The organism is Bradyrhizobium sp. CCBAU 51765 (genome assembly GCF_015291725.1).
In the GTDB taxonomy this organism is placed as follows: domain Bacteria; phylum Pseudomonadota; class Alphaproteobacteria; order Rhizobiales; family Xanthobacteraceae; genus Bradyrhizobium; species Bradyrhizobium liaoningense.
Map to the genome: position 1 here is coordinate 7,497,688 of NZ_CP030038.1, position 22,318 is coordinate 7,520,005.

At 64.7% G+C, this 22,318-nt stretch carries 20 protein-coding genes; 1 reads left to right on the top strand and 19 read right to left on the bottom strand.

Annotated features, from left to right (window positions below; genetic code table 11):
• Positions 1–17: 17 nt before the first annotated feature.
• Complete coding sequence (locus XH96_RS34735; protein ID WP_194389827.1) at positions 18–1,013, top strand: glycosyltransferase family 2 protein; 996 nt, start codon at positions 18–20, stop codon at positions 1,011–1,013.
• A gap of 76 nt (positions 1,014–1,089) precedes the next feature.
• On the opposite strand, the gene XH96_RS34740 is transcribed toward XH96_RS34735, so the two are convergent.
• The 19 genes from XH96_RS34740 to XH96_RS34830 form a co-directional block, all read right to left on the bottom strand.
• A complete protein-coding gene (locus XH96_RS34740; protein WP_194389828.1) occupies positions 1,090–2,535 on the bottom strand; it encodes a hypothetical protein in 1,446 nt (481 codons plus the stop codon).
• Between the two features lie 324 nt (positions 2,536–2,859).
• Positions 2,860–4,140: an APC family permease gene (locus XH96_RS34745; protein WP_194389829.1), complete on the bottom strand. Its 1,281-nt coding sequence runs from the start codon at positions 4,138–4,140 to the stop codon at positions 2,860–2,862.
• 9 nt (positions 4,141–4,149) lie between these two features.
• Positions 4,150–4,989 (bottom strand): universal stress protein, encoded by an 840-nt coding sequence (locus XH96_RS34750; protein WP_194389830.1) that lies wholly within the window; start codon positions 4,987–4,989, stop codon positions 4,150–4,152.
• Positions 4,990–5,245: 256 nt separating this feature from the next.
• On the bottom strand, positions 5,246–7,168 hold the full coding sequence (ftsH, locus tag XH96_RS34755; protein ID WP_028180163.1) for an ATP-dependent zinc metalloprotease FtsH: 1,923 nt from the start codon (positions 7,166–7,168) through the stop codon (positions 5,246–5,248).
• A gap of 276 nt (positions 7,169–7,444) precedes the next feature.
• Positions 7,445–8,500, bottom strand: coding sequence for a tRNA lysidine(34) synthetase TilS (tilS, locus tag XH96_RS34760; RefSeq protein ID WP_194389831.1), 1,056 nt, complete (start codon positions 8,498–8,500; stop codon positions 7,445–7,447).
• Positions 8,501–8,581: 81 nt separating this feature from the next.
• Positions 8,582–9,643 carry a tol-pal system protein YbgF gene (ybgF, locus tag XH96_RS34765; protein ID WP_194389832.1) on the bottom strand — a complete coding sequence of 354 codons (1,062 nt, stop codon included), beginning with the start codon at positions 9,641–9,643 and terminating at the stop codon, positions 8,582–8,584.
• 187 nt (positions 9,644–9,830) lie between these two features.
• Entirely contained in the window at positions 9,831–10,319 is a 489-nt protein-coding gene (gene pal, locus XH96_RS34770; protein WP_018641585.1) for a peptidoglycan-associated lipoprotein Pal, read from the bottom strand.
• 241 nt (positions 10,320–10,560) lie between these two features.
• Positions 10,561–11,322 (bottom strand): hypothetical protein, encoded by a 762-nt coding sequence (locus XH96_RS34775; RefSeq protein ID WP_194389833.1) that lies wholly within the window; start codon positions 11,320–11,322, stop codon positions 10,561–10,563.
• A gap of 161 nt (positions 11,323–11,483) precedes the next feature.
• A complete protein-coding gene (locus XH96_RS34780) occupies positions 11,484–13,814 on the bottom strand; it encodes a bifunctional diguanylate cyclase/phosphodiesterase (protein WP_194389834.1) in 2,331 nt (776 codons plus the stop codon).
• A gap of 259 nt (positions 13,815–14,073) precedes the next feature.
• The gene (gene tolB, locus XH96_RS34785) at positions 14,074–15,426 is read right to left on the bottom strand and encodes a Tol-Pal system beta propeller repeat protein TolB (protein ID WP_194389835.1); all 1,353 of its coding nucleotides are present in this window, start codon (positions 15,424–15,426) and stop codon (positions 14,074–14,076) included.
• A 23-nt stretch (positions 15,427–15,449) separates the two neighbouring features.
• Complete coding sequence (locus XH96_RS34790) at positions 15,450–16,409, bottom strand: protein TolA (RefSeq protein WP_194389836.1); 960 nt, start codon at positions 16,407–16,409, stop codon at positions 15,450–15,452.
• Between the two features lie 3 nt (positions 16,410–16,412).
• Positions 16,413–16,862 carry a protein TolR gene (tolR, locus tag XH96_RS34795; RefSeq protein ID WP_194389837.1) on the bottom strand — a complete coding sequence of 150 codons (450 nt, stop codon included), beginning with the start codon at positions 16,860–16,862 and terminating at the stop codon, positions 16,413–16,415.
• Positions 16,863–17,007: 145 nt separating this feature from the next.
• Positions 17,008–17,724, bottom strand: a complete 717-nt coding sequence (gene tolQ / locus XH96_RS34800) for a protein TolQ (RefSeq protein WP_028180156.1) — start codon at positions 17,722–17,724, stop codon at positions 17,008–17,010.
• A gap of 388 nt (positions 17,725–18,112) precedes the next feature.
• Positions 18,113–18,640, bottom strand: coding sequence for a flavodoxin (locus tag XH96_RS34805; RefSeq protein ID WP_194389838.1), 528 nt, complete (start codon positions 18,638–18,640; stop codon positions 18,113–18,115).
• A 133-nt stretch (positions 18,641–18,773) separates the two neighbouring features.
• On the bottom strand, positions 18,774–19,538 hold the full coding sequence (locus XH96_RS34810) for a DapH/DapD/GlmU-related protein (RefSeq protein ID WP_194389839.1): 765 nt from the start codon (positions 19,536–19,538) through the stop codon (positions 18,774–18,776).
• Positions 19,539–19,773: 235 nt separating this feature from the next.
• Positions 19,774–20,265: a DUF2852 domain-containing protein gene (locus XH96_RS34815; RefSeq protein ID WP_131873892.1), complete on the bottom strand. Its 492-nt coding sequence runs from the start codon at positions 20,263–20,265 to the stop codon at positions 19,774–19,776.
• Positions 20,266–20,386: 121 nt separating this feature from the next.
• The gene (locus tag XH96_RS34820; RefSeq protein ID WP_194389840.1) at positions 20,387–21,127 is read right to left on the bottom strand and encodes a TetR/AcrR family transcriptional regulator; all 741 of its coding nucleotides are present in this window, start codon (positions 21,125–21,127) and stop codon (positions 20,387–20,389) included.
• 128 nt (positions 21,128–21,255) lie between these two features.
• Positions 21,256–21,621: a YciI family protein gene (locus XH96_RS34825; RefSeq protein WP_194389841.1), complete on the bottom strand. Its 366-nt coding sequence runs from the start codon at positions 21,619–21,621 to the stop codon at positions 21,256–21,258.
• Between the two features lie 48 nt (positions 21,622–21,669).
• Positions 21,670–22,074, bottom strand: coding sequence for a YciI family protein (locus XH96_RS34830; protein WP_194389842.1), 405 nt, complete (start codon positions 22,072–22,074; stop codon positions 21,670–21,672).
• Between the last annotated feature and the right edge of the window lie 244 nt (positions 22,075–22,318).

Consider the following 22,318-nt stretch of genomic DNA (forward strand, 5'->3'; position numbering starts at 1 on the left):
CAATTGGACTCTTTCGCATGGCGGCCAGGCCCAGATCGATCCGCTACAGCCTCGTCATCCCCGTATTCAACGAGGAAGCCGTGCTGCCGGTCCTGCTGCGCCGTCTCGAGCTGGTATTGTCGCGGCTCGACGGGCCGGCAGAAGCGATCTTCGTCGACGACGGCAGCCGCGATTCCAGCTCGATCGTGCTGCAGGCGCTCGCCACGCGCGAGCCGCGCTATCGCTATATCGGCCTGTCGCGAAATTTCGGTCACCAGGTCGCCATCACCGCCGGTATGGACGCCGCGCAAGGTGACGCGATCATCGTGATGGATGCCGACCTGCAGGATCCGCCCGAAGTGATCGAGCAACTGATCGCAAAATGGCAGGAAGGCAACGACGTCGTTCACGCCCGCCGCCTGTCGCGCGAGGGGGAAAGCCGCTTCAAGCGTGCGACCGCGCATCTGTTCTACCGGCTTCTCGGCAGGATGTCCTCCGTCGGCATCCCCGCCGATGTCGGCGACTTCCGCCTGATCGATCGCAAGGTGCTCGACGCCCTTCGGCAGATGCCGGAGCAGGACCGCTTCGTGCGCGGCATGATCGCCTGGCTCGGCTTCCGGCAGGCCGAGGTCGCCTTCCACCGCCTCGAGCGCGTAGCGGGCGAAACAAAGTACCCGCTATTCAAGATGGTACGGCTTGCGATGAATGCCGCACTTGGCTTTTCCGACCTGCCCTTGCGGCTGGCGATCTGGTGCGGATTGTCGGTCTCCGGACTCGCAATGCTCTACGGCGGCTGGGTGGTCCTGATGTGGCTCGGCAACGACAGCCACCTCGTGACCGGCTGGTCCTCGACTATCGTCCTCATGTCGCTGCTGTGTGGAATCAACATGCTGATGACGGGCATCGTGGGGCTCTATGTCGGGCGCATCCACGCCGAGGTGAAGCGCCGCCCGCTCTACGTGGTGCAGACGCGAGCCGGCTTCGATCGCAACGAGGCGGCGGCCCCACCCGCGATCCACGCTATCAACGAGTGACTTGACGACGCGTGACCAGGCGCCGGACGGGCGTGTTGTCCGGAGGCCGATATGTCGGATTCGACACGCCCTTTGCCTATCTTTGCGGCGTCTCCCGCCGCTTGTGCACGACCGCCACGCCGTCGCTGTAGACGCGCTGCCACTCGGGCAGCCGGTCAAGCATCGCTACCGCCGGTGTGTGCGGTGCGAGCAACGTCGCACCGATGCGGTATTCCTCCAGCAAGTTGAGAAAATCTCCGAGATCGATCAGCGCCAGGGCACGATTGTAGCGGTCGATGAACGGTCCACCGTACAGTTCGGCGCGACCATCGATGAAGGTCGGTATGCCGGCAAAGATCAAATAGCCGCCGAAGGAATAGTCGTTGAGCACGGGCCCAGCCTTGGCGAGATCGGCTGCAGCGATGGCTGCCTGAGGCGTGATGGTCGGAGCCGGCCTGACGTCATGCGCCAGCGCCACTCCGCTCGCCGCGATCAACACGCCGAGCCCGGCCAGAGTGAGGCCGCGCGACGCAACGGCCGCATCGTCCGCGGCCGCACCGCCGAATCTCCGCCCCAGAGGGGCTGCCAGATAGAGCGGCGCCAGCATGGCCAACAGATCGGCATTGCGCATCTGCGCCAGCGCGAAATGGAGCAGGCCGAGCACCACAAGGACGCGCACGACCGGCAGCGTCACGCCACGCGAGAGCGCAAAGATTCCAGCCAGCAGCAGCAGCTCGAAACCGCCGACATGGCCGAAATCCTGCGGTCGCCATTCCGCGATCCAGGCGAGCGCGGGGCCGAGGCCGAGTGTCGTCAGCGGCATGAGCAGCGGTTCCGGCCCGTGGGGCGTCAGGCAGGAGGCTGCGACTGCGAGTGCCGTGAAGGGTAGCCACCGCAGCAGCACGCGCGGCCATTCGCTTCGCTTCTCGCGCAGCAGCGCCTCGAGCCCTGCAGGGCCGATCAGCCCGAGAGCCAGCACTCCACTGCCGTGAAGATTGGCCCACAGCACCAGCAGCGGCAGGGCCCAGTATGGCGGAGGCCCTCCACGATCCATGCAGCGCACCAGGGCGGCCGCCCAAATCACCATGACCGGCAGGACGAGGACGTGCGGTCGCGCCAGCATATGCGGCGCCAACAGGATGACGGCGGCGATCACCATGAGCAGCGTCTGGGTCGGCGAAAGCTCACGCAGCAGGAAAAAGGTCAGCAAGCCAAAGGCGAGCGCTATCGCCGCCGCGGCGACGACGACGACGCCCGGCCAGCCCGAAATTACGTACGCGGCCGCGTAGATGACCTCAGAGAGCCATTCGAAGGTGATCCAGGGCGCGCCATGCTTGGAAAACGAAAAGGGATCGCTCGTCGGCAGGGCGCCGTGCGCCATGATCCAGCGCCCGAGCTCGACATGAGAATAGGTGTCGGGATCTCCGAGCAGCCGTGGCCCGGCGATGAGCAGCGCCGCATAGACGCTGAGGCCCACCAGCCAAGGGAGCGCTGCACGTGCCGAAAACGGTTGAACCGCGCTGTGGGCGACCTGGTCAGACATGGCGGGCCAAACTAGAACGCAAGCGTTAAGTTCTTATTGAGTGTTCCCGCATTCGCCCCAAGGCGCCTCGCCGGTCGCTGCTGCTGGCACTGCTACTGCTCCCGCCGAACAGTCTTGCCAGGCCGGTCTGCGCGACCAATCGGGGGCTGCTGCGTGCCGCACTCCTCGTATCGCCCCGCCACCCTCGGCGCCGTTGGCTCTGCAATCTGGCCGGCATTCGCCGCGGCCACGAGCGCCACGAGATCGCGATGCCAGATCGCAACCTGTCCTGCCAGACCATCTCCGGCATAGTGCCGCTCGCCGCGCAGCCGTGCTCGCCCGAACTCACAGCGCGCGCCAGCCGACGAGGTCGATCAGGAGCAACGCGGCGCTTGTAAATAGCCCCGCGACCGGCACCCACGCGGGCACCAGGAACACGCCGGCAGGCGGCTTCGGTTCGCTCGCCTTGATCCGAAGAAGCGCGAGGTTGACCAGGGCAAATACTCCAAGCGTCAGCCGTGAAGTCCATTCGGCCAATCCTGTCAGCGGAATGCCGAGCGCGAGGATCAGAATGGCGCCAACCCCAAAGAGGGTTGCAACCACCGGGGCACCGCTTCTGGCGTTCACCCTCGCGAGAAGAGACGGAAGACTGCCCTGATCCGCCAGGCCGTACAGCACACGCCCGATCATGATCATGTGAACGATGATGCCATTGAGCGTCGCCACCACCGCAATCGCGCTCAACACCGAGAGAGGAAGCCCTGTCAGCCGCTGAAACACCAGGGCAAGAGGAGCCGATGAGCGCGCGAGCTCGGCCGGCGGCACGGCGACCACCGCAATCCAGACGACAGCAACGTAGAGGAGCGCCGTCACGCCGAGGGTGATGAAGAGGGCCCAAGGCAGAGTCCGAGAAGGACTCTTCATTTCCTCGGAGATGTTCACCAAATGCTCGAACCCGATGAACGCAAATACGGCGAGCAGCGCGGTCTGTGCGATCCCCGTCCAGGCTGTCAGGTCAGTCATGGGAACCCACAACTCGGGCAGCCGCGAGACCAGGGCGTCGCCCTGGAATAGGCCGGCTCCGATAATGAGGATCAATCCTCCGATTTCCACGACCGTCATCAGCCCAGCGAAGCTGATGGACTGAACCGCGGACAGGCAGGCGATCGCTCCCATTGCAAGCACGACGCCGACGACGATCCAGGCCGAAGGCAGCGGCAGGAATACGCCGATATAGCCGGCGCTCCCAACGGTGATGGTTGCGCCTGAAATCGTCGCTGCGGCGACCACGAGCAGCCCCGTGGCACCGCCGAGCCATTTGCGGTGAAATGCGGCCTGGACATAGGCCGCCTCGCTCGCCGCAACCGGCAGTCGGGTGCCCAGTTCAGCAAAGGTGCCCGCGGTCATGCCCATCACGACCGCAGCAGCGAGAAACGCCAGAGGCGCGTGCATCCCGCTCCGCGCGGCGGCCACCCCCACCAGGACGTAGATTCCGGCGCCGATCGTCACGCCGAGCCCGTAGAGCACCGCGTGCGTCAGCGTGAGCGATCTGATCAGCCTTGTCGAACCTGGCGACGCTTTCCTGATGGCAGGTTGCCGACTGGCATCTATTCCGACGTCCTGCATGGCCAAGCGTCAATGCGAAAACAGAATCGGGATCGGCGGCTTGGACAGCAGACCCCTGGTCGCGCCGCCGAGCACGAATTCCCGCCACCGCGGCGTTCCGTACGCGCCCATCACGAGGACGTCGATGCCGCGAGACAGCACGTAGGCCTCGAGGACCTCGGCAATCGGCTTGCCGCCGGCATCGATCTTGTCCAGGACAACCTCGATGCCGTGACGAGCCAGGTTCTTCGCCAGTTCTTCGGCGGAATGTTTGGATTCCAGAGCCTTTTCATTCGTGACAGTCACGATGCGCACATTTTTCGCCTTTTCGAGCAAAGGAAGCGCGTCGGAAACCGCTCGCGCAGCGGCGCGGCTGAAGTCCCAGGCCACGCTGACGGCATCGAGCTGGAACGGACGCGATCGCGGGGCAGTATGCAGGATCAGCGTCGGCCGGCCGGATTCGAAGATCACCTCCTCAGCGTACCACCGATCATGGGATTCCGGCACCGCCATGATCGTGAGATCGCGATGCCTTGCATAGTCGACCAGCAGTGCCGCCTCGCCGTAGGTTGCACATTGCTCGAAGATGGTCTCATGCCGAACGCCGTATTTCACGGCCGACGCTTCGAACGCCGCGAGCAGCGCTTTCACATTCTGGCGGCTCTTGGCGGCCTCGCTCGCAACAAGGGCGGGTATGTCCAAGATGACATCCCCAAGCAAGCTCCCGCGCACTTCCGCATGGACCTCGCAGGAAATGGCTGCGAGGTGCGCATCCAGGACGGCGGCTATCGAAACCGCATCGTCGATCGCCGAGACCGGCGTCGGTTCCGGATAGCTCGCCAGGGTCAACAGAACATCCTTGAAAGCCATGTATCCTCCTTTGACGAGTTCGACCCTAACGCCGTCAAGGCCCCCCTTTCTTGACCGACCGCAACCGATTCAGCCGAGATGGCTGTGGCAAAACGGCCTAGGCTCGAACGATGGCCCACGGAACAGAAGTGCCCTGGTTCGGCGGTGCTCGCTTTGCATGAGGGAGCCACCGGAATGCCGGCTCTCGAACGCGCGCAGGCCCATAAAAAAACGCGGCGTTTCCGCCGCGTTCTTCAATTGGGTCTGCCGCTTGCGATCAGGCCTGCGGCTGCGGCTCCAGGCCGGGATCCGGATCGGGCCGCGGGCGCGACTTGCCGGCCGGGGGCACCGCGGAGGCGCGCGGCGTGGTGGGCTCGAGCACGGATTCGCGGTTCGGCTTCTTGCCCTTGAGCAGGTCGACGATCTCGTCGCCGGTCAGCGTCTCGAATTCGAGCAGTCCCTTGGCGAGCGCTTCGAGGTCGGCGCGCTTCTCGGTGAGGATGCGGGTCGCTTCCTGATAACCCTCCTCGACCAGACGCTTGATCTCGGAATCGATCTTCTGGACGGTCGCCTCGGAGGCGTTCTGCGTGCGCGACACCGACATGCCCAGGAAGACCTCGTCCTGGTTCTCGCCATAGGAGACGGTGCCGAGCTCTTCCGACAGGCCCCAGCGCGTCACCATCATGCGGGCAAGACGCGTGGCCTGCTCGATGTCGGAGGCGGCACCCGAGGTCACCTTCTCGCGGCCGAAGATCAGTTCCTCGGCGACGCGGCCGCCCATCATGATGGCAAGGCGCGAGGTCATCTGCTCCAGGGACATCGACAGCTTGTCGCGCTCCGGGAGCTGCATGACCATGCCCAGCGCACGGCCGCGCGGAATGATGGTCGCCTTGTGGATCGGATCGGTCGCGGGCACGTTGAGGCCGACGATGGCGTGGCCGCCCTCGTGATAGGCCGTCAGCAGCTTCTCTTCCTCGGTCATGACGAGCGACTTGCGCTCGGCGCCCATCATCACCTTATCCTTGGCCTCCTCGAACTCGGCCTGGGTCACCATCCGCTTGTTGCGGCGGGCGGCGGTGAGCGCAGCCTCGTTGACGAGGTTCATCAGGTCGGCGCCGGAGAAGCCCGGGGTGCCGCGCGCGATGGTCTTGAGGTTGATATCGGGGGCCAGCGGCACCTTGCGAACGTGAACCTTGAGGATCTGCTCGCGGCCGACGACGTCCGGATTGGGCACCACGACCTGGCGGTCGAAGCGGCCCGGACGCAGCAGCGCGGGATCGAGCACGTCGGGGCGGTTGGTCGCCGCGATCAGGATCACGCCCTCGTTGGCCTCGAAGCCGTCCATCTCGACCAGCAGCTGGTTCAGCGTCTGCTCGCGCTCGTCATTGCCGCCGCCGAGGCCGGCGCCGCGGTGACGACCAACGGCATCGATTTCGTCGATGAAGATGATGCAAGGCGCGTTCTTCTTGGCCTGCTCGAACATGTCGCGGACGCGGCTCGCGCCGACGCCGACGAACATTTCGACGAAGTCCGAACCGGAAATGGTGAAGAACGGCACGTTGGCTTCGCCCGCCACCGCACGCGCGATCAGGGTCTTACCGGTGCCGGGAGGGCCGACCAGCAGCACGCCGCGCGGAATGCGACCGCCGAGGCGCTGGAATTTGCCGGGGTCGCGCAGGAACTCGACGATCTCCTGCAGGTCCTGCTTGGCTTCGTCCACGCCGGCGACGTCCTCGAAGGTGACGCGGCCATGCGCTTCGGTGAGCATCTTGGCGCGCGACTTGCCAAAGCCCATCGCCTTGCCGGCACCGCCCTGCATCTGCCGCGACAGGAAGATCCACACGCCGATCAGCGCGATGAAGGGCAGCCAGGAGACCAGCAGCGAGACGAACCAGGGCACGTTGTCGCCCGGCGGCTTCGCGGTGATCTGCACCTTGCTGTCGTAGAGACGCTTCACCAGCGTCGGATCGTTCGGGGCGTAGGTCTGGAAGCTCGAGCCGTTGGTGAAGGTGCCATGGATATCAGGCCCCTGGATCACGACGTCGCGCACATTGCCGCGGTCAACCTCGCTCAGGAGCTGGGAGAAGGCGATGTCCTGCGAGGAGGCCCGCTGACCCGGATTCTGAAACAGCGTGAACAACGCCAACAGCAGCAAGACAATGATGACCCAGAGGGCGAAATTGCGCAGATTGGCGTTCATTGATCTTCCTTCGTGGTCGCGCGGATCGCAACCCTGATCCTTGGGCAGTGGCTTTGGTCAATGCGAGGAAATCCCAAGGAATCCTCATCGTTAGACGGATACAATTTAGGTGCCGCCCCGGTCGCTGCCAAGGGAACGAGATGGGACTATTTATCCCATCTTAGCGCGATTCCCGCGGAAATAATGGCGCCCGATCGGGGGTTTTCCGGCCTGGTTAAGGTGGCCTGACGGCGCGGATGCGAAACGGCCGGTGCCATGATCCGCCCTTATTCGTGCTCATCTCCCGGTGCGCCGCCGGGCCGGTGCCGGCGCGATGTGGATACGCCCGCCGGCAAGGCTGATCAAGGCTCCCGCGAGGGTCTGCTTCAGGACCGGCCGGCCGGTCGCGCGGGCGCGGAGACCTGCGGCCACCGCCTGGTCCAGTGCGGACATCAGGGTTTCGACCTTGCCGAGTTCCGCCGGGCCTTCATGTCCGAGCGCGTTGATCGCCCGCAGCAGGAGCCGCAGCCGGACCTCCTCCGGCAGCGCAGCAAAGGCCGAGGCCTCGAAGCTTCGGCCCCCCGCCTGCGGCGCAACGCCGCGATCCCGCAAATGGAGGAAGCGCTCGGCGCCGTCGGCCAGCACCTCGACCGCCGCATTGGCCCGCGCCAGCCTTGCCGCGAGCCGCGCCAGGTTGCGCGCATCGCCGCCCTCGGCCGCGAGCAGCGGCAGCAGCGCGCGCAGCCGCGGCCGGGTGAAGGCGGTGTCCCGGTTGGTGGGGTCCTCGGCAAAGCCGACCTTCGCCCGCCTCAAGGTCGCGATCAGCTGCGACTTCGGAACATCGAGCAGCGGACGCGCCAGCACGATTCCGTCGCGCTCGCTGAGGGGCGCCATGGCCGACAGCCCGGCAAGTCCGCTGCCGCGGAAGAGGCGCATCAATAGCGTCTCGGCCTGGTCGTCGCGGGTGTGGGCCGTCAGCACATGGCTCGCGCCCGCGGCCCGCGCGGCGTCGGCGAGCAGACGGTAACGGGCCTCGCGCGCTGCCGCAGGCACCCCCGCCTTCGGCTTTGTGCCGCGCCAGCGCAGGGTCCGGTGCGGCAGCCCGAGCCCGGCCGCAAGCCGCTTGACCTCGCGCGCCTCGCGCGCCGCCTCTCGCCGCAAGCCGTGATCAATCGTGACGACGGTGAGCAGCGGACCGCGCGCGAGGCTGCGCCGCCAGCGCGCCGCAAGCCACATCAGCGCGACCGAGTCGGGCCCGCCCGAGACCGCGAGCACCAGCGCCGGCGCAGCTCTCAGGCCGGCGAAGAGCCGCTTCGCCTCGCGCGCCGAGATCGGAGAATCGTCGTCTGACATGACCCGCCCCAGCATCATCAGCGGATGATCGCGATGTTTAGCGCAGCACCACCCGCGTTGTCAGGACAGAAACGCCGGGCCTCAGCACTTCACCCGCTTCTGCTCGCGATCCACCGCCGCTTTGACGCCGGCGGAGGCGCGCGGATATTTGCGGCCGACCTCGCCGAAGGCGGCGCAGGCGGCCTCCTTCTCCTTCAGCGCGGCGAGCGACTGCCCGAGCCGCAGCAGCGCATCCGGCGCCTTGGCCGATTTCTCGTATTTGGTAGTGACGGCGAGGAAGGCTTCCGCGGAGTCGCGGTATTGCTGGCGCTGAAAGTAGCTCTCGCCGAGCCAGTATTGCGCGTCCCCGACCAGCGGGTCGCTCGGAAATTTCTGCGCAAAATTCTTCATGGTCTGCTCGGCAAGCGCATAGTCCTTGCGCTGCATGTAGCCGATGCCGAGGTCGAACTCGTCGCGCGGCGTCGCCGAGGGCGGCAGGGTGGTCAGGCCAGCGCCGCCGGCGGCCGGCGCGGGATAGCCGGATTGGGCCGGCGGATAGCCGGGCTGTGCGGCTGGCGGCACGCCTTGCTGATAGCGGGGGCTGGTGTTGGCGAGGTCGAGCGGCTCGCCCGGGTTGCGGCCGCCGGCACCGGCTCCCGCCGGCAGCGGCTGCTGCCCGCCGCCGAGCGCGCGCGGCGCGCCTGGCGCGTTCGGGTTCTGGTTCGGATCGAACGCATCGCCGCGGCGGCGCGTGCCGGGCGCGCCGGGTGCCGGCTGCTCCTGAATGATCGGCGCAGGGGCGGCGATCTGCGGCTGCTCGTAATTCGGCTGCGCGGCCGGCTGCTGCTGGCGATAACCCGGCGTGACCTGGGTTGGTGCGATTTGAGCGGGCGGCATCGCCGCAACGTTCGGTGCCTGGCCGGGCGCGGCCTGCGCACCGCCTTCGAGCGCCCGCAGCCGCTCCTCGAGCTGGCGATTGCGATATTGCAGCTCTTCGTTCTGGCCGGTGAGCTGGCGCAACTGGTTCTCCAGCCGCTCGATCCGCATCTCGGGGTCGGCATCATCCGACTGCGCGAAGACCGGTTGCGCAAATGCGGGCGAGCACAAAGAGAGCAGCGCGGCGGTCGCCACGGTGCCGGTAAAGACCTTAATTCTGGATGACATCTTGCCCTGACGACAAAAGCGAAATGGCCTGCGACGGAACATTCGACGCGCCCACATTGAAGTGGAGTACGCCAAAAATGTGACTGCTACAAAGCGGTTTCTGTCACAGAATGCTGAAACGAAACCGGCGCCCGAGAGGGCGCCGGCATAGTCCATTTCCGAAGCTGAACGGCGGCTGACTGAAGCGTCAGGAACTCGCGTTCAAGACGGTGACGGCGCGCCGGTTCTGCGACCAGCAGGAGATGTCGTTACAGACGGCGACCGGCCGTTCCTTGCCGTAGGAGATCGTGCGCATGCGGTTCGGATCGATACCGCGCGAGGCGAGGAACGAGCGCACCGACTGGGCTCTCCGGGCGCCGAGCGCGATGTTGTATTCGCGGGTGCCGCGCTCGTCGGCATGACCTTCGATGGTGAAGCTGTAGCGCGGATAGGTCTGGAGCCACTGCGCCTGCTTCTCCAGGGTCACGATCGCCTGCGGGGTCAGATCGGTCTGGTCGCTTTCGAAGAACACGCGGTCACCCACGTTGACGACGAAATCCTGCTGGCTGCCGGGCGTCGCCGCATTGGCCATCGCATCCGTCGCGGCATTCTTGTTGGCGCAGGCGCCCATCGACAGTGCGACGGCAAGCACCGCGGCCAGCTTCAATCCCTGGAGGATACGCATAGGATGTTTCATTCCGGAGCCTCCACGCTCACGTTAGTCCACTGCTGTCCGGTCTACAGGGGGTTGGTTAAGCGAACGTTCCGTCAACCTTGACGGAACCTTGCCTCAGCCGCTCAAATGCCCCCAGTCAGCGAAAAGCAACCGTCATGGTTAATGATTTGTAAATGTGGCGCGAGGGTGAAGGCAAGCCGCGACGGCCGGCAAAAGCGCCGGCTTCTGCAGGAATTTTGGGCTGAATCGAGGGGGGACCGCCCTAGTAGGCCGAACCGACTGCCGGAGCCGCCACATCCCGGTTCCGCGGCGTGGTCAGCAGCGCCGGCCGCGTGGCAGCCTGGCGCGGGATGCTGCGTGTAAACAGCATGCGCCGCTCAAACGCACTGGAGCGCATGATCGGGAAACGCGTCAGGATCTTTTCCCGGACCTTGGGATAATCCGAGGCCATCAGCACGGCCTTCTTCGTCGGCCAGCCGGGAAATGAACGCGGCTCGGTAAGAGTCTCGGACAGGAACACGCGGCGGTAGAACGCCTGATGATCGGTCCGTACCATCGAGAGCCCGACATCCGCATTGAAATGCTCGCAGGCAACGAAGGGAAGCCGGACAGTCAGATAGGGCAGTTCGGGGAACCGCTGTTGCATTTCGGGATCGGCAACGAATCGACATGGATCGACAAAGACCTCGCCCCGGTCCAGCCGAGGATGCAGGACGTCGCCGAACACCTCCGTGGTGTAGGACATCCGGCATTCGGACGTCAGGACGTGGATGCGAACGGAACTGCAGAGCTCGTCGTCGACGTAGACGCCGAAATTCCAGACGTTGGGCGCGTCGTCGAAACGGTCCGTCACCCGCTGCGACTCTGAGGGCGGGATCAGTCCGGCCTGCAAATAGGCGCGGTAGCGCATCAAGTACAGGTTGTCCTTGTCCTCGGGAGTTTCGATGAGTCGGTAATCGATGCGGTCAAACAACGCGGCGCCGCGTGGAAGGAGCGCCGCGCTCGGTTCGGCTCCGGACTTCATCTGCTACCTCTAAACTCAAAGCAACTTCCGCGAGTAGTAGCAGATTAATGGTTCCTTAACGAAATTGCAAAGACTTAGAATTGTTAGGGTTAACCTTTTGGGGCCCGCAATATTACGGAGCTGGCGGGAGCCTATTGCAATGAAAGAGCCGCGACGAAGGATCAGGCCGATCGCGACGACGCGATGGCGAGCTGGTCGTCAGGCATACGACGGCCATGCGAGGCATTGAGCAATTGGCGGACGCGCACCGCCGGAACCGGCCGGCTGAACAGGTAACCCTGCCCTTCGGTCACGGTGCCGTCGGCGCTGATCAGCTCGAGCTGTTCGTTGGTCTCGATACCTTCGACCACGACGGCCATGCCGAGGTCGGCGGACAGCCGCGCGACGCCGCGCAGCAGCGTCAGCGGCCGGTCGGTATCGATGCCTTCGAGGAAGGAGCGGTCGATCTTCACTTTCTGCATCGGGAAATTGTGCAGGTAGCTGAGGCTGGAATAGCCGGTGCCGAAATCATCGAGCGAGATACGCACGCCGAGCGCGCGCAGTTGCGACAGGATGTCGTGGGTGAGCTGGGTGTTGCGCAGCAGCGAGGACTCGGTGATCTCGATTTCCAGTCGATGTGCCGGCAGGCCCGACACTTCGAGCGCGTAGCGGATTTCGCTCAGGACGTCGCGCTGGTGGAATTGCTGCGGCGAGAAATTGACGGCAACGCTGACGCCGTCCGGCCACTTCATGCATTCCATGCAGGCGCGGCGCAGGATCCAGCGCCCGAGATCGACGATCAGGCCCATGTCCTCGGCGACCGGGATGATGTCGACCGGCGAGACCGTGCCGCGCACCGGATGATTCCAGCGCAGCAGCGCCTCGCAGGTGGTGATCTTGCCGGACTTCAGATTGACCAATGGCTGGTAGAACAGCTCGAATTCCTCGTTGGAGAGCGCCTTGCGCAGGTCGAGCTCGAGGATGCGACGGGCCTCGACGGTCGCCGCCATCTCGTCGCGGAAGAAGCAGAAGGTGCCGCGGCCGTCGGCCTTGGCTCGGTACAATGCCATGTCGGCATTCTTGAGCAGCGTATCGGCGCTGATCTCGCCCGGGAAGGTCAGCGCGATGCCGACGCTGGCACCGATCTCGACCAGATGATTCTCGATACGATAGCGCTCGCTCAGCCGTTCGACGATACGGCGGGCAAGCGCCGCCGCGTCCTCGGGCGAAGAGATGTTCTGCTGGAAGACGACGAACTCGTCACCGCCGAAGCGGGCGACGAAATCCTCGGGGCGCAGCATCTCGCGCAGGCGGTTGGCGACCGCACACAGAAGCTGATCGCCGCAGGGATGACCCAGCGTATCGTTGACTTGCTTGAACTGGTCAAGGTCGACGAAGAGCAGGGCCGACAGACGCTCCGAATGGCGCGCGACTGCGAGCAAGCGCTCGATCTCGTCCCGAAAATTGACACGGTTCGGCAGCGCCGTGAGATCGTCGTAGCGGGCCAGATGGCTGATCCTGGCCTCGGCGTTGCGGCGCTCCGTGATGTCCTCGAGCAGCAAAACCGCACCGCCATCAGCCATCGGCTGGACGGTCCATGACAGCGAACGATTCCTTTGCGAATCGGGATCGGCGGTGATGATTTCGTTCGCCTGCGCGGTCTCGATGTCGGAGATGATGGCCTCGCCGCTGGCGGCCGAAATCGATCCCGCTTCGACGCATGCGGCGATGATATCGCGCGCAGTCGTGCTGGTCTGGGTGAGATTGTCGGGCAGATTCATCATCGCGCCAAAGCGGTGGTTCATCACCGCGAGCTGGCCGTCGATGCGAAACATGCAGAGCCCGTGCGGCATGTTGTTGAGGGCCGTGTCGAACTGGCCGGCGAGCGCGGCCTCGCGCTCGCGCGCGACAACGGCGCGCAAGAATATCCTGTGCAGGTTGCCGGAGAGCCGCATGACCGAGAAGAGGAACGCGGCGCACACGACCGACATCGCCATGTAGTAAGGCGTGGCGTGCAGCGCCAGCGCGATCACGGCCGGGCCGAATATCAAGGTGGCTTGCAGACGAAATATCCACTGCCGTCCGTAAGCTCTCCCCGCTCCTCCCGCCACGATTCCCGTGGTGACCGAGAGGGCAATCATGTGAGCGATGGCGTCCTCATTGCTCAGCAGGGTCGTGGAACACCATAGACCGATGGCCGCGGCCTGGATGAGCGCTCCGATCTGGTAGCGCTGCTGCCAACGCGCCGCTTGCTCTGCGCTCAGAACCGATTTTGTGGCCTGGTACCGGCTCAAATCGAAGGCGCGTATGGCTCCCGCAAGAATGAGCAGCGGGACAAATAGCCAAAGCAGCGTCTGTCCCGTCTTGAGCGCCGTCAAGGAGGCCGAGAACGCCGAGAACACTATGCCGGTAAGCACCGTGCCGGGCGCCTCGAACAGCGAATCGGTCAGCGCCGCCGAAATCGTCGGCGAGGCCTGTTCCTCCTGCTCTCCGCTCTGGCTAGCGAACTGCATGTTGGTGTGTACGCGCGTCCTGGTTGGGCGCGTAGTTCTAACCCAACTGAGATGAAGCCTTTCTGAGGGAACATCGTTAAAGCCGAGTTGTTTTTCGGCAATAGCGAACCGATTTTCGCTTAGATATCAAGCAGCTAGGCAAGCCTTGCCGGGCACAAGGTGAAGGAAGTCTTGCCGTGCGCTGCGAACTCGAAAAAATCGGCGCTTTTTTTCGAAAACATCGCGCGTCTGAACACGCGATGTTTTAGCTGCGCTCCTGTCAGCCCGACGTCGAGGACAGCAGCGGCGACCATGCGGGGTCCGAGGCAAAGCCCGGCGTCGGCACCTTGAGCTCGTTGCGGCCGGAGATGTCGACCGAGTACAGCGAGGGCCCGCCGTTGCCGCCGGGATCGCGGAAGAACATCAGCACGCGGCCGTTCGGCGAGAAGGTCGGGCCCTCGTTGTGGAAGCCGGAGGTGAGCAGCCGCTCGCCGGAGCCGTCCGGCTTCATGACGCCGATCGCGAACTGCCCGCCGCCCTGCCTGGTGAAGGCGATGTAGTCGCCCTTCGGCGACCACACCGGCGTCGAATAGGTGGCGTTGGTGTCGTCCTTGGAGAAGGAGATGCGCTGCGCCTGTCCCCCGCCCGCATTCATCACGTAGATCTGCGACCTACCGCCGCGATCGGACTCGAAGCAGATGCGGCTGCCATCGGGCGAATAGGACGGCGAAGTGTCGATCGCCGGCGTGTCGGTGAGACGCGTGGTCGAGCGCGAGCGCAGATCCATCACGAACAGGTTGGAATTGCCGCCCTGCTGCAGGCTCATGATGACGCGCTGGCCGTCCGGCGAGAAGCGCGGCGCAAAGGTCATGCCGGGGAAGTTGCCGACGATCTCGCGCTGGCCGGTCTCTATGTTGTAGAGATAGACCTTCGGATCACCCTGGCCGAACTCCATATAGGTGATCTCTTGCGAGTTCGGCGAGAAGCGCGGCGTCAGCACGAGGTCGGAGCCTCGGGTCAGATAGCGCACATTGGCGCCGTCCTGGTCCATGATCGCGAGCCGCTTGACGCGGCGCTCCTTCGGCCCGGTCTCGTCCACGAACACGACGCGGCTGTCGAAATAGCCCTTCTCGCCGGTCATGCGCTCGTAGATCTGGTCGGAGATGATGTGGGCGATGCGGCGCCAATATTCCGGCGAGGTGAAATATTGCTGGCCGGCGAGTTGCTGGCCGGAGATGACGTCCCACAGACGGAATTCGGCCTTGAGGCGGCCGTCCGGCTGCCGCGTCATGCGGCCGGTGACGAGCGCCTGCGCGTTGAGGGTCTTCCAGTTCTGGAATTGCGGCGCGACGTCAATGTTGCTGATGCGCTCGATGAAGGCGGCCTGGTCGATCGGCGCGAACAGGCCGGAGCGCTTCAGATTGTTGGTGATGACCTGCGTGACGCCGTTGCCGACGTCGCCGTCGGAGGGCGAGCCCGGCACGAAGTTGCTGATCGCGATCGGGATCGGCTGGAATTCATTCGAGGGGATTCCAATTCGCTGGCCGAAGGCGCTTCCGCCCCCGAGCATCGCGAGTGTCGATCCGGTCAGAGTGACGAAGCGGCGGCGGGTTATCGATCGGACGTCATTCATCGCATAATTCTTTTGTTGGGATATCAGAGCGCGTCACGCAGGGTGAAGGTCGTCTCGATCTTCTTCCAGCTTTCATATTGCTGCTTCGGCAAGAATGCATAGGCCTGACATTGCACGATGGCGCGCTTGGCGCTCTCGGCAATGGCCTGAGCGATCGTTCGTGAAGGTCCCCTCACCTCAACGATGATCGGCTCCGACGCCAGCGTTCCGTCGATCTTCATGGGAATATCGATATCCGCGGCGTACTGATCCTGATCCTGGCCGTTATAAGTCGGGTTGAAGCAGCGCCTGACCGCCGTCATGAACGCGCCGCGCCAGGTCGCGACGTTGTTGGCGGCCGTCCCGGTCGCCGCTCCCAGCGACGCCGACGCATTCAGCGCCGATCCAGTCAGCTCGTGGCGGGTCGTGGCGCGCTTGTCGAGATCGCGCTGGATCTGCGCGGGGTCGAAGGTGCGCTCCTTGGGTTTCGGTTGCTGCTGCGGCTGCACTGCCGCGACCTTCTGCTCCACGGGCTTCGGCGGCGGCTTCTTGGTGTCCAGCTTCTTCTGCAGCTCGGCGATCGGATCTTCCTTGGCCGGATCAGGCTTCTTTTCCTGCGGCTTAGGCTCTTCCTTCGGCTTCGCCTCGGCCACGGGCTTCGGCGGCTCGGGCTTCTTCTCGACCGGCTTCTCGACGGGTTTCGGCGGCGGCTCGGGCGTCGAGTTGGTCTTGATCAGCTCTTTCTTCTCGGTGACCTTGCCGACGGCGTCTTCCTCGGGCTTGGCTTCCGCGATCTTCTCGACCTTGGGCTTCGGCTCTTCCTTCTTGCCGGTCTTCTGCCCCGCCATCATCTTCGCGAGCTGATCGGAGGAGATGATGTCGACCGGAAGCGACTCCTCCGGCGCCACATAGGCCCTGCTGCTAAAGGTGACGAGGCCCCATCCAAGCACGAGGACATGGAGGGCAATCGACGCAACGAGTGTCTTGTCGACGTTCACCTTCACCGCTTACCCCTGATCCGCTTCGGTGACGAGGGCGAGCTTCTTGAATCCGGCGCCGGACAGCAGGCCCATGACCTTGGCCACCGTCCCGTAATCGGCCTTCTTGTCGGCGCGCAGGTAGATGCGTTCCTCGAGCCCGCCCCGCGCATCCGTGATCGCCTTGAGCTTCGGCACCAGCTCGCTCAGCGCGATCTCGGCATCATTGATGAAGACCTTGCCCTTGATGTCGACCGACATCTGGATCGGCTTCTGGTCGTTGTTCTCGAGGCTCTTGGCCTGGGTCTGGGGAAGGTCGAGCGGCACGCCGACCGTCAACATCGGCGCCGACACCATGAAGATGATGAGCAGCACCAGCATCACGTCGACCATCGGCGTGACGTTGATTTCGGCCACGACGGGCTTGCGCCGGCCGCGGCGCCCGCCGCCTCCGGATGAGCTCGCAACGTTCATCGCCATGATCGAGTGCCCAAATTGCCCTTCACAGTAGAGCCAATTCCGTTCCGATGAAATCCGAACGGGGCTCTGGATTCTTGTCTTGACGCGTTTTCTTCACGCGAACCGGTATCCACTTCGCTCGAAAACGCTCCATACATGCCGTCCTTCAGCCCCGCTCGTCGATCTGACGCGACAGGATGGCGGAAAATTCATCAGCGAAGCCCTCCAGCCGCTGGGCCTGCCGGTTCACCTCGGACGTGAACTTATTGTAGAAAATAGTGGCAGGAATGGCGGCGATAAGGCCGACGGCGGTCGCAAACAGCGCTTCCGCGATACCGGGGGCAACAACCGCCAGAGAGGTATTTTTCGACGCCGCGATCGACTGGAAGCTCGACATGATGCCCCAGACCGTGCCGAACAGGCCGACGAAGGGGCCGGCGGAGCCGACGGTCGCCAGCACCAGCAGGCGCCGTTCCAGCCGTTCGACCTCGCGCGCGATCGAGACGTTCATCACCTTGTCGATGCGCATCTGCAGGCCGGCGACCGAGCGCGCATGGCTTTCGAACGAGCGCTTCCACTCGCGCATCGCCGCCACGAAGCAGGCTGCCATCGAATGCGTCGGCTTGGCCGACAGCGTGCGATAGAGCTCCTCGATCGACTCGCCGGACCAGAACGCCTGCTCGAACCGGTCCATCGAGCGCCGGGTGCGCGCGTAAAGAAAGATCTTGTCGATGGCGATCGCCCAGACCCAGACGGAGCAGGACAGAAGTCCCAGCATCACCGCTTTCACGATCCAGTGAGCCTGCCAAAACAGCGCAATCAGCGACACGTCGGCGGAGGCGGCAACCGGAAGGGCTGACTGAGCCACGTCGGCCGGATTCATAAGCAGTATCCTCTCAAGGCGATCGTTACCTAATGTCCTTCGGCCAGCAAATCGCTGCCGGTGTTCCCCAACAGCCGCGCTAGAGCCGGCGCGGCCGGCAAGTCCGCTCAAAGCCTTGTTCTTTCTGGGGTGCAGGGCTCGTCCAAAGCCGGCCGTCTGCATTCCCCGCCAAGATGTCAAAACTATGGGCCTCGACACGGCTTTGGACGCGACTGTCCGCAATTACCAGAGCCCGGCGTTGGTTAATGCGCGGTTACCGGCAGCAAATTTGGCTGCCGGAAAGGCTGGCAGACCAGGGATTTGGCCCCGGCAGCCCAGGGCGGCGGCATCTGGTTGGGAAATCGAGGACAAGACCCCCGCGGTCCCGGAACCGGGTTTCGAACTCCGCTCAGGCCGCGTTCGTCGCTGCACTGCTGCGCCCGTTGGCAATGGCCCGCTGTAGGGCCTCGACGAACGTGGCGAGCCGCGGTGCGTCGTTCGCCGATGCCACCTCGCGCGCAGTGACGGAAAGACAATCAAGGGGCTGCTTGCCGACGAGCTCCCGCATCTGGCCGAAGACCTGATCGCTGCCGGCCCCGCCAAGCGTGCAGAAGAACGCCACCGCAGGGAGTTTCGACCGGTTTGCGAGCAGGTAGGCACGAACGGGCGAAGACAGCGACCAAGCCCAGACCGGGGTTCCGATCACAACGAGATCGTAGAGAGATGGATCCCTGACGGTGGCGGCGATGCGCGATGGGATCTGCCGTCGCGCTTCCACGGCCGAGCGCAAATAACCGAATATCCCCTTGCGGCTACCAGCCTCGGTGATTTCCTCACTGTCACAGGACAGCGCAGCCGACAGGGATTGAGCAACTTTGCGCGTCGTGCCGGTCCGGGAATAATAGACCACGAGTATCCTTGCGTTCGCCATCGTCATGCTCCTCGCCTCTGCCTGGCGAACTACATCGCGTTCGCGATGCGCGCGGCTTGATTCACGTCAACGTGCGCCGAGAACGCGTCAAAGCGAACGTGCGAGAGCGGTGGGAACGCATGCTCTAAGCGAGGGCGCGTCAGACGGCCGGGACCGTCTCGGGGCAGTTGGTCAGTCGCGCAGGATTGCCGACCGCCGTGCAGCCGGCGGGGACGTCGCCCGTCACGACAGTGCCGGCGCCGATTTTTGCAAGATCGCCGATGCTGATGTCGCCGAGGATGCTCGCGCCCGCGCCGATGTAGACGCCGCGGCCGATGCGCGGCGAGCGCGCCGGCAGTTCGCTGCTGCGGCCGATGCTGACGTTCTGGAGAATGGTGACGTCGGCGCCGATGACGACGTTGGCGCCGATCACGATGCCGGTGGCGTGGTCCAGATAGACGGCGGATCCGATGCTGGCAGCGGGATGAATGCTGACCTGGAGCAGGTTCGACGCCTCGTTCTGAAACAGCAGCGCCGCGTCGCGACGGTCATGACGCCAGAGCCAGTTCGAGACGCGCCAGGCTTGCAGCGCGATGTAACCCTTGTAGTGCAGCAATGGTGGCAGCAGGTCGATGACAGCGGGGTCGCGGCGCGCGATGGCCGCGAGGTCCCTGCCGGCAGCTTCGATCAGGTCCGGCTCGTCGCGAAAGGCGTCGCGGGAAAAGGATGTGAAGCGCGCGCGTTCGGCGCGGCTGCCGAGCCGCCGCCCGATCAGATCGGCCAGAGCCGCGGCAAAATCGTCATGGGCGAGGACGGCGCCGGCCAGCGCCTTGCCGAATAAGGGATCGGCAGCTGCCGCACGCTGGGCCTCGCGGCGGATCGCCGGCCAGAGGTCGTCGCTCGCGTCTATCGCAGCTTCCGGCATTGTCGCCTCCGATCCGCGTGCATCTGTGACGGCGAATATAGGCGGTCCGGATCTAGGCGCCAGCGCTGTCCACGGGATGCGCGTCCGCTCGCGCGCGGGTATCCGGCCTCTCGCGCTAGCGCGAACACGCCGAAGCCGAACCGCCCGCCTGCGGGTTGCGCAGGCGGGCGGCTCGGGGCCATCAGGACTTTGGGGGCATGCGCCTGAAGGCTTTGAGAGGCGTCAGGCTTGGATGTCAGCCCTGCTGCTGGTCGGTGGGCGGCGGGGTCGGACGCGTCTTGTGCTGCGCCATGAACTGGTCGAACTCTTCCTTGTCCTTGGCGTGACGCAGACGGGTCAGGAAATCCTTGAACTCGCGCTGCTCTTCCTCGAGGCGCTGCAGCGTCTCGGTGCGATATTCGTCGAAGGCGCGGTTGCCGGAGGACGGCGGGCCGAAGCCAAAGCCGAAGCCGCGGCGCTCCATGCGGTCGCGCATGCGATCCATTCTGTACTGCATCCGCTCCATCTTGTTCTGCCAGCGATCCTGGTGACTCCAGCACGACATTCTTCTGCTCCCGAGTGTGAAAAAGAGAAGGGCAAGTCCGATCGGCCACCAGATGATGAAGCCGAGAATGGTCACGGCGATCCAGCCGGGATGCCAGGGCGTATCCAGCATGCGGGGACGCTCGTACTGTTGGTATTGGTCCGAAGGGCCGCGCCATCGATTGACATCAGCGGTGTAGGCCATTTCCCATCTCCATCACGGCACCTGCGCCGTTGTGAATGTAAATAACATTTACATAGCTAAACCATCCCGCGATTTTGTCAAGCCGAGCGCCTGACAGGCCCGCGGAATTATTTGCGCAATTTTATTTCGGCTTGCCCCAGGGGCCGCCCGGCGGCACACCCGAACCGGAGGAAGCCTCCGGCGGCACCGGCGGCGGCTCGGCCCCCTTCGTGGCCGGACGGCGGTCGATCGGGAAGCCGAGGCCGCGCAGATAGATCAGCACTTCGGCCTCCAGCAGCTCGTCCGGCGACATCGGCAGCTTGCGTCGCGCAGCATCGCCGCGGGAAAACAGCGAGGCCACGCCATGCGCCATCGACCAGATGTGCAGCGCCATCATCATCGCCGGCGGGCGGGGCGTGCCGGGCGGCGTCAGCGCCGCGAGCCGCTCGGCGGCGGCTCGAATGATGTTGAAGGCGCGTTCGCTGGCGGCCTGAAGTGCGGCATTGGCATCGACCGGCACGCCCGATTCGAACATCGCGTTGTAGAAGGCAGGCTCCTCGCGGGCGAAGGCGAGATAGGCCTTGCCGACACGCTCGAAGGCGGTGACCGTGTCGGGCCGCCCGTCGTCCCAGGCCGCCGACAGGCGCGCCTCGAACTGCTCGAAACCGCGCTGGGCGATCGAGGACAGCAGCTCGTCGCGGTCGCGGAAATGCCGATAGGGCGCCGCCGCGCTGACGCCGGCCATGCGCGCGGCATCGGCGAAGGTGAAGCCGGCCGCCCCCTTCTCGGCGATCAGCCCGAGAGCGGCCTGCAACAAGGCTTCCTTCAGATTGCCGTGGTGATAGCCGCGCTCGGCGCGGCGCTGCTCCTTGCGCCAGCTCATGTGAACGACCTTTACATGAGCCGGGCGTGAAGGTCACTAGCGGCGATGAAGCAGGATTAACCCCGTACTTCCACGGCCATGCCGGGCCGGTGCGTCGGCATCGAGCCCGGAACGGGCTCGCACCGAAGCTACATCTGCGGAATGGGCAGAACGGGCATCACTTCGATCGCCTCGCCCGGAAAGATCGCAAAATGCGGATGGTTCTCGAACAGTTTGGCAGCTTCCTCCTGCGAGGCGGCGCGTACCACCGTGAAGCCGGTCAGCGCATTGCTGACCTCCGTGACGCCGCTCGCGTCGATCCTGCGGGTCTTGCCGAGCGGGCCGCCGATCTCGACGATGACGGACTTGTGCTTCTCGACCCAGCCGTGCCAGGCAGCCATGCCCTCCTGCTCCCTAGCCTTCCGTTCGGTCTCCGGCAGGGCGCGCCAGGCCGCCATCTTGGTACCGGTCGTGCTGCCGAGATAGACGGCGAGAAATCTGTGTTCGGCGCTCATGGATATCTCCTCTGGTTGGTTTGATCGGAAAACGGTCGCGGCTGTCGTCTACTTCTTGAGGTCGCCAAACCCGGCCACGACCTCCTGCACTTCAGGCGAATAGTCGGCCACCTCCTGCACCTGCCGAATCTCGATGATTTCGTTGGCCGAGGCCGGGCACTTCTTCGCCCAGGCGATCGCTTCCTCGCGCGAGGCGGCCTCGATCATCCAATAACCGCCCAGCACTTCCTTGGCTTCAGCGAAGGGGCCTTCGGTGACCATGGGCTTGCCGGTCGCAAACGAGACGCGCGCCCCCATCGATGGCGGATGCAGGCCGTCGAGCGTGATCAGCACGCCGGCATCCTTCAGCGCCTCGTTGTAGCGCATCATCGCCGCGACACGCTCGGGATCGAGTTGAACGTCCGGCGGTGCCGCCTCGTAACCGAGCGGGATCATCAGCATCATGAACCGCATGGAACCTCCTCGCTGCTCTCAGTCATTCCCATCTGTCCCGCGGGCGGAAACAGCTGGCCCGCGCTCCCCTCTAGGACGAACGACCTTCTGCCGAGCCGACAGCGGGAGAGGAATTATCTGGAGGCGCGCAAGCGCGACTGCGGCAGGGGTATTCGGGGCCCAGTCGGGCTCGATAGGCACGGCGCGGGCCCTTTCGTGCCGGAACCAAAGCGAAGTAAAAGGGGCCGGCGCTCTCGCGTCCCTC

What these genes read in the sequence shown, in the direction of transcription:
- XH96_RS34735 (WP_194389827.1), top strand. Translation starts at nt 18, where the DNA reads ATGGCGGCCAGGCCCAGATCGATCCGCTACAGCCTCGTCATCCCCGTA.
- XH96_RS34740 (WP_194389828.1), bottom strand. Translation starts at nt 2,535, where the DNA reads ATGTCTGACCAGGTCGCCCACAGCGCGGTTCAACCGTTTTCGGCACGT.
- XH96_RS34745 (WP_194389829.1), bottom strand. Translation starts at nt 4,140, where the DNA reads ATGCAGGACGTCGGAATAGATGCCAGTCGGCAACCTGCCATCAGGAAA.
- XH96_RS34750 (WP_194389830.1), bottom strand. Translation starts at nt 4,989, where the DNA reads ATGGCTTTCAAGGATGTTCTGTTGACCCTGGCGAGCTATCCGGAACCG.
- ftsH (WP_028180163.1), bottom strand. Translation starts at nt 7,168, where the DNA reads ATGAACGCCAATCTGCGCAATTTCGCCCTCTGGGTCATCATTGTCTTG.
- tilS (WP_194389831.1), bottom strand. Translation starts at nt 8,500, where the DNA reads ATGTCAGACGACGATTCTCCGATCTCGGCGCGCGAGGCGAAGCGGCTC.
- ybgF (WP_194389832.1), bottom strand. Translation starts at nt 9,643, where the DNA reads ATGTCATCCAGAATTAAGGTCTTTACCGGCACCGTGGCGACCGCCGCG.
- pal (WP_018641585.1), bottom strand. Translation starts at nt 10,319, where the DNA reads ATGAAACATCCTATGCGTATCCTCCAGGGATTGAAGCTGGCCGCGGTG.
- XH96_RS34775 (WP_194389833.1), bottom strand. Translation starts at nt 11,322, where the DNA reads ATGAAGTCCGGAGCCGAACCGAGCGCGGCGCTCCTTCCACGCGGCGCC.
- XH96_RS34780 (WP_194389834.1), bottom strand. Translation starts at nt 13,814, where the DNA reads ATGCAGTTCGCTAGCCAGAGCGGAGAGCAGGAGGAACAGGCCTCGCCG.
- tolB (WP_194389835.1), bottom strand. Translation starts at nt 15,426, where the DNA reads ATGAATGACGTCCGATCGATAACCCGCCGCCGCTTCGTCACTCTGACC.
- tolR (WP_194389837.1), bottom strand. Translation starts at nt 16,862, where the DNA reads ATGGCGATGAACGTTGCGAGCTCATCCGGAGGCGGCGGGCGCCGCGGC.
- tolQ (WP_028180156.1), bottom strand. Translation starts at nt 17,724, where the DNA reads ATGAATCCGGCCGACGTGGCTCAGTCAGCCCTTCCGGTTGCCGCCTCC.
- XH96_RS34805 (WP_194389838.1), bottom strand. Translation starts at nt 18,640, where the DNA reads ATGACGATGGCGAACGCAAGGATACTCGTGGTCTATTATTCCCGGACC.
- XH96_RS34810 (WP_194389839.1), bottom strand. Translation starts at nt 19,538, where the DNA reads ATGCCGGAAGCTGCGATAGACGCGAGCGACGACCTCTGGCCGGCGATC.
- XH96_RS34815 (WP_131873892.1), bottom strand. Translation starts at nt 20,265, where the DNA reads ATGGCCTACACCGCTGATGTCAATCGATGGCGCGGCCCTTCGGACCAA.
- XH96_RS34820 (WP_194389840.1), bottom strand. Translation starts at nt 21,127, where the DNA reads ATGAGCTGGCGCAAGGAGCAGCGCCGCGCCGAGCGCGGCTATCACCAC.
- XH96_RS34825 (WP_194389841.1), bottom strand. Translation starts at nt 21,621, where the DNA reads ATGAGCGCCGAACACAGATTTCTCGCCGTCTATCTCGGCAGCACGACC.
- XH96_RS34830 (WP_194389842.1), bottom strand. Translation starts at nt 22,074, where the DNA reads ATGCGGTTCATGATGCTGATGATCCCGCTCGGTTACGAGGCGGCACCG.